General features: G+C 54.3%; 6 protein-coding genes. 1 reads left to right on the forward strand and 5 read right to left on the reverse strand.

All coding sequences use genetic code 11. The annotated features are described in order from the left end of the window. Positions 1-219: hypothetical protein (locus QMM04_RS20110; RefSeq protein ID WP_282996854.1), on the forward strand; the 219-nt coding region annotated here is incomplete at its 5' end. Here QMM04_RS20110 and asnB read toward each other — a convergent pair. The 5 genes from asnB to nagB all read right to left on the reverse strand — a co-directional run. Further along, a complete protein-coding gene (gene asnB, locus QMM04_RS20115) occupies positions 201-1868 on the reverse strand; it encodes an asparagine synthase B (RefSeq protein WP_021508566.1) in 1668 nt (555 codons plus the stop codon). The two genes, QMM04_RS20110 and asnB, sit on opposite strands and share 19 nt — an antisense overlap. 339 nt (positions 1869-2207) lie before the next feature. Further along, the gene (locus QMM04_RS20120; protein WP_021508565.1) at positions 2208-2960 is read right to left on the reverse strand and encodes an HAD-IIA family hydrolase; all 753 of its coding nucleotides are present in this window, start codon (positions 2958-2960) and stop codon (positions 2208-2210) included. Between the two features lie 41 nt (positions 2961-3001). After that, positions 3002-4222 (reverse strand): N-acetylglucosamine repressor, encoded by a 1221-nt coding sequence (locus QMM04_RS20125; protein ID WP_282996855.1) that lies wholly within the window; start codon positions 4220-4222, stop codon positions 3002-3004. 7 nt (positions 4223-4229) lie between these two features. Next, positions 4230-5378, reverse strand: coding sequence for an N-acetylglucosamine-6-phosphate deacetylase (gene nagA, locus QMM04_RS20130; RefSeq protein WP_282996856.1), 1149 nt, complete (start codon positions 5376-5378; stop codon positions 4230-4232). Positions 5379-5435: 57 nt separating this feature from the next. Next, the coding region (gene nagB / locus QMM04_RS20135) for a glucosamine-6-phosphate deaminase (protein ID WP_282996857.1) at positions 5436-6235 on the reverse strand (800 nt) is incomplete at its 5' end.

Below are 6235 nucleotides of genomic sequence, written 5' to 3' on the forward strand. Positions count from 1 at the left end.
CCTTCATCGGCGTTGCGGGGCGCATTATGCGTATTGAGCTTTGTAGCGTCAACAAATTTTTTGCCGTTTTTTGCCTTAACGCGCCTGTTTGTCTGGCTTGTAACCAGGCTGATGATTTATTCGGCAATTTTCGATCGTATCCGCGTCAGATGCAAGAAAAAGGGGCCACAATGGGCCCCTTATACGCATAAAGAAAATGCTTATTTGTACGCTGACTGATGCACGCCTACCGCACGGCCAGACGGATCGTCCATCGATTTAAACGCTTCATCCCACTCAATGGCTTTCGCTGACGAACAGGCCACGGATGGACCGCCCGGAACGCACTCTGCTGCGCTTGGCAGTGGGAACAGCTCCTCAAAGATTTCGCGATACAGATACGCTTCTTTCGAGGTTGGCGTGTTGTGCGGGAAGCGGAAATGTGCGGTCGCCAGCTGCTGCTCGCTAATCTGCTTCGCCGCCACTTCTTTCAGCGTGTCAATCCAGCTGTAGCCTACGCCATCAGAGAACTGCTCTTTCTGACGCCACGCCACGCTCTCCGGCAGGTAAGAGGAGAAACACTCACGCAGAATGTGTTTTTCCATTTTGCCGTTGCTGCCGCACATTTTGTCTTCCGGGTTGATACGCATCGCGACATCAAGGAATTTCTTATCAAGGAACGGCACGCGTGCTTCCACGCCCCACGCCGACATCGCTTTGTTAGCGCGCGCGCAGTCAAACATGTGCAGTGCCAGCAGCTTACGCACGTTTTCTTCGTGGAACTCCTGAGCGTTCGGTGCTTTATGGAAGTAGAGGTAACCACCAAACACTTCATCCGCACCTTCACCGGAAAGCACCATTTTGATGCCCATCGCTTTGATTTTACGCGACATCAGATACATTGGCGTCGACGCACGAATGGTGGTCACATCGTAGGTTTCGATGTGGTAAATCACATCGCGGATCGCATCCAGACCTTCCTGCACGGTGAAGTGAATTTCATGGTGCACGGTACCGAGGTGATCGGCCACCGCCTGCGCCGCTTTCAGATCCGGCGATCCTTCCAGACCGACGGCAAACGAGTGCAGCTGCGGCCACCATGCATCGCTCTTGTCCTGATCTTCCACTCGTTTGGCGGCAAAGCGCTTGGTCACCGCAGAGATGATGGAAGAGTCGAGTCCGCCGGACAGCAGCACGCCGTACGGTACGTCTGACATCAGGTGACTCTTCACTGACTCTTCCAGCGCGTGCTTCAGGCCAGCGGCATCGGTGGTGTTTTGCGCCACGGCGGCAAAATCCATCCAGTCACGCTGCCAGTAACGACGGATTTCGCCATCGGTGCTGGAGAGGTAGCTTCCCGGCGGGAATTCTTTGATGCTGCGGCACACCGGCACCAGCGCTTTCATTTCAGAAGCAACATACAGGTTGCCGTGCTCATCGTTGCCCATATAGAGCGGAATAATACCGATGTGATCGCGGCCAATCAGATACTGCTGTTTGACGCTGTCCCACAGAATGAAGGCGAACATGCCCTGCAGGTCGTCGAGGAAGTCGAGGCCTTTTTCCTGATACAGCGCGAGGATGACTTCGCAGTCTGAACCCGTCTGGAACGCGTAGCGATCGCTCAGTTCCGCGCGCAGCGCCTGGTGGTTATAAATTTCGCCGTTAACAGCCAGTACGTGGGTGTGATCCGCGTTGTACAGCGGCTGGGCGCCGTTGTTCACGTCAACGATGGACAGGCGCTCGTGCACCAGAATGGCTTTCTCATCAGCGAAGACGCCTGACCAGTCCGGGCCGCGGTGACGCATCAGACGGGAACATTCCAGCGCTTTCTTGCGCAGTTCAACAGGATCGGTCTTCAGATCCAGCACACCAAAAATCGAACACATAACTGACTCCTGATCTCACCCTGTGGCGATGTTATTGACTTGTTTGTCCGGCAGACTGCGCTGCGTGATGTATAAGAAAATGCGCTAATTGATAGTGGTAACGCAAGCGAAATCACCAAATACTGATAAAAAGATTGTTGGTGTGAAGTAATGTTGAATTTTATTCAAAAATTTAACTATTAAATTAGATGGTGTCTAATGAATTGTCAGAAGTGATGGTTTTGTGCGCAACCGATGAGGCCGCGTCAGCGGCTGAATCACAGCGCTATGCCAGACACATAAAAAAGCCCTGCACACCGTAACGGCGAGCAGGGCCATAAGCAGACAGCATGACGCGAATCAGAACAGGTCGATATCAGCCACGGAAGGGTAGATCCAGTCCGGACGGAACGGCATGGCGTCGATATCGCTCAGCGTAGAGACGCCGGACAGCACCAGAATGGTTTCCAGACCGGCCTGGAAGCCAGCCAGAATATCGGTGCGCAGGTTATCGCCCACAATCACCGTCTCTTCTGAATGCGCATGCATTTTATTCAGTGCGGCGCGCATGATGTAAGGGCTGGGCTTACCGACATAAAACGGTTTGCGGCCGGAAATGGTTTCGATACCGGCACAGAGCGCGCCACAGGCCGGCACAAAGCCGCGTGCGTGGGTATCAGGATTGGTCGCGATAAAACGCGCACCGTTAGCCACAAAGAAGGCGGCTTTATGCATCATTTCCCAGTTAAACGATCGCGTCTCGCCGACGATGACGAAATCCGGGTTGACGTCAGTGATGGTAAAACCGGCCTTATACAATTCATGAATCAGCGCGCCTTCACCAATCACGTAGGCTTTTTTGCCCTCCTGACGACGCAGGAAATCCGCGGTGGCCATGGCGGAGGTGTAAAACACCGAATCCGGGATGTCGACGCCGGCGTTGGCAAAGCGGTTGGCCAGATCCTGCGCAGTTTGTGATGGATAGTTGGTCAGTACCACCAGCGGCATCTCTTTTTCCAGAATGCGCTGCAGGAATTCGTTTGCGCCTTTCACGGCGGTATTGTCGTGCATCAACACGCCGTCGATGTCACAGATTACACTTTTGATGGTCATAGGTGGCTTCCGGTCGGGCCTGCCAGCCGGCAGGCTTTCTATTATTCTTCCAGCAGGTGCTGCAGCAGAATGCCATTCAGCATAGCGCGTTTTGCCAGCGCGAAAGCGCCAATTGCCGAGCGATGGTCCAGTTCAGACCGCACCACGGGCAGATTTTTGCGAAACGCGTTTAACGCCTGGGTGTTAATGCAGCCCTCAATCGCCGGGAACAGCACTTTGTCGGCATCGGTAATTTCGCCGGCCAGCACCACTTTTTGCGGGTTAAACAGGTTAATGGCGATAGCGATCGCTTTGCCGAGATAGCGGCCAACGTACTCGATCACTTCGCAGGCCAGCGCGTCGCCCTGATTGGCGGCGCGGCAGATTTGTGGCATCTGGCAATCATCCAGCGTCAGGCTGCTGGGATAACCCTGATTGAGCAGGTGGCGCACGCGGTTCTCAATCGCGCCGTTGGCGGCGATGGTTTCGAGGCAGCCAAAGTTGCCACAGTGGCAGCGTTCGCCGAGCGGATCGACCTGAATATGGCCAATCTCACCCACGTTGCCATTGCTGCCGAGAAAAATGTGGCCGTTAGCGATGATGCCGGCACCGGTTCCGCGGTGTAAACGCACCAGAATGGAGTCCGCACAGTCGCGACTTGCACCGAAATAGTGCTCAGCCAGCGCCAGGCTGCGGATATCGTGCCCGACAAAACTGGTGACGTTAAAGCGTTTTTTCAGGCTCGCCACCAGCGGCCAGTGGCTGACGGCGATATGCGGCATGTAGCGAATGATGCCGTTAATCGGGTCGACCAGCCCCGGCAGGATCACCGCGATAGCGATCAGCTCATGAATTTTACGCTGGTGCGTGCTCATAAAGGCACTGATGGCGTTGAACAGCGCGTTCTCCAGCGTCTCCTGGGTGCGCTCCGGCAGCGGATAATCTTCCTGCGCCAGCGATTTTCCGCTGAGATCGAACAGCGTCAGCGTGGCATCGTTGCGCCCCAGGCGCACGCCGATGGTATGAAAATGGCGGGTTTCGGTGATGATGGAGATGGCGCGGCGCCCACCGGTGGAGGCCTGTTGCTCCACCTCTTTGATGAGGCCGCGTTCGATAAGCTGACGGGTAATTTTGGTGACGCTGGCGGGCGCAAGCTGGCTGAGATCGGCAATCTGTATACGCGATATCGGCCCTTGTTGATCAATTAGCCGGTAAACGGCTGCACTATTGAGTTGTTTGACAAGATCGACATTTCCTATTTGAGTCTGGCCGCCAGTGGTCATTCAGTACTTACTCGCTGAGGACGTCGTCTCCATTGACTAACGTCTTAGTGATTTGATAATCGCGGGTAAAGACGGTCAGGTTAGCGACTTTTCCTGCTGTCACTGAGCCTAACTGTTTTGCCACGCCCATTGCCTGTGCTGGATACAGGGTTGCCATCCGCAACGCTTCATCCAGAGCGATACCGCAATGCTCCACACTGTTCTGCACTGCCTCAATCATGGTCAATGCCGAGCCGCTCAGGGTACCGTTTTCGTCAACGCAAAGGCCGTCGCGATAGTATATTGTTTTGCCTGCAAAAATGAATTTATCAATCGATGCGCCTGCCGGTGCTGTGGCATCCGTCACTAACACCAGTTTGTCGCCTTTGATGCGTTTTGCATTGCGCACGTTAGCGTAATGGACATGTAAACCATCTGCAATGATGCCGCAGTATACATCAGGTGAATCAAACAGCGCACCGATCAGACCGGGTTCACGGCCTGCGAAGGTCGGCATCGCATTATAAAGATGGGTGGCAAAACTCACGCCCGCGCTAAAGCCGGCTTTGGCTTCTTCATAGGTGGCGTTGGAGTGGCCCGCTGACACAATAATGCCCGCATCGCGTAGTTGACGGATCACAGTGTCGCCCGCATTCTCTGGCGCCAGCGTCACTTTGGTGACCACATCCGCGTTAGCACACAGGAAGTCGACCATTTCCGCATCAGGCAGACGAATCAACTCTGGGTTATGCGTCCCTTTCTTAGCTTTGTTCAGCCACGGCCCTTCCAGATGCAGACCCAGTGCTTGATTTTGATGCTTGGCTAAATAGGCGCGCATGGTTTCAACGGCGCGCTTCATTAATTCGTTGGTGCTGGTGATCAGTGTTGGCAGATAACTGGTGCAGCCCGATTTTTCGTTGGCGCGCTGCATGATTTCCAGCGTTTCCACGCTCAGGGCATCGATGTCATCGTTGAACTGCACACCACCACAGCCGTTGAGTTGCAAATCAATAAATCCGGGAGCGATGTATGCACCAGCCACATCCTGCAGCGCGATGTTCGCATCAAGCGCATCACGTGGGCACACGCGTTCAATCAGGCCATTGGCAATCACCACGGCATGATTGTCCAGAATTTCGTGGCCAGTAAAAATCCGGCCGTTTACTAATGCGTACATCGTTTTTCTCTCCCGGCTAAGCCTGCAGCCTGCGCTGCAGGTTATGACAACGTGTTTTCACACACCCTTCATATTTTCCGCTTCCATTTCGCGGAAATATTTCACGGTTTTCACTTTCAGTTCCATGGTGGCTGGCTCATCACACACCACCACCGCTTTCGGGTGCAGCTGCAGGCAGCTGATGGTCCACATGTGGTTGACGTTACCTTCTACCGCCGCCTGCAGCGCCTGGGCTTTGACGTGGCCGGTCACCAGAATCATCACTTCTTCCGCATCCAGCAGCGTGCCGACGCCCACGGTCAGGGCATATTTAGGCACCTGATCAACATCGCCGTCGAAGAAACGCGAGTTCGCCACACGGGTGTCGTGCGTCAGGGTTTTAATGCGGGTGCGGGAAGAGAGCGAAGAAGCCGGCTCGTTGAACGCAATGTGGCCATCGTTGCCGACGCCGCCCATAAACAGGTGGATTTTACCCAGTGCGCGGATCTTCTCTTCGTATTGGCGACATTCTGCGTCAATATCTTCGGCATTGCCATTCAGAAGATTGATATTTTCTGGTTGAATATCAACGTGATCGAAAAAGTTACGGTACATAAAGCTGTGATAGCTTTCCGGATGCTCTTTCGGCAGACCGACATACTCATCCATATTGAAGGTGATCACGTGTTTGAAACTAACCTGGCCCGCTTTATGCATCTCGATCAGGTGCTTGTAGGCTTCCAGCGGCGTACCGCCGGTTGGCAGTCCCAGCACAAAGGGACGGTCTGCGCTGGGTTTAAAGGCATTGATGCGATTAACGATATGGCGTGCAGCCCATTTACCCACCTGGGTCGGTGTGGCCAAAGGGATCAGTCTCA

Source organism: Pantoea sp. Pa-EAmG (genome assembly GCF_030024295.1).
Lineage (GTDB): Bacteria > Pseudomonadota > Gammaproteobacteria > Enterobacterales > Enterobacteriaceae > Pantoea > Pantoea dispersa.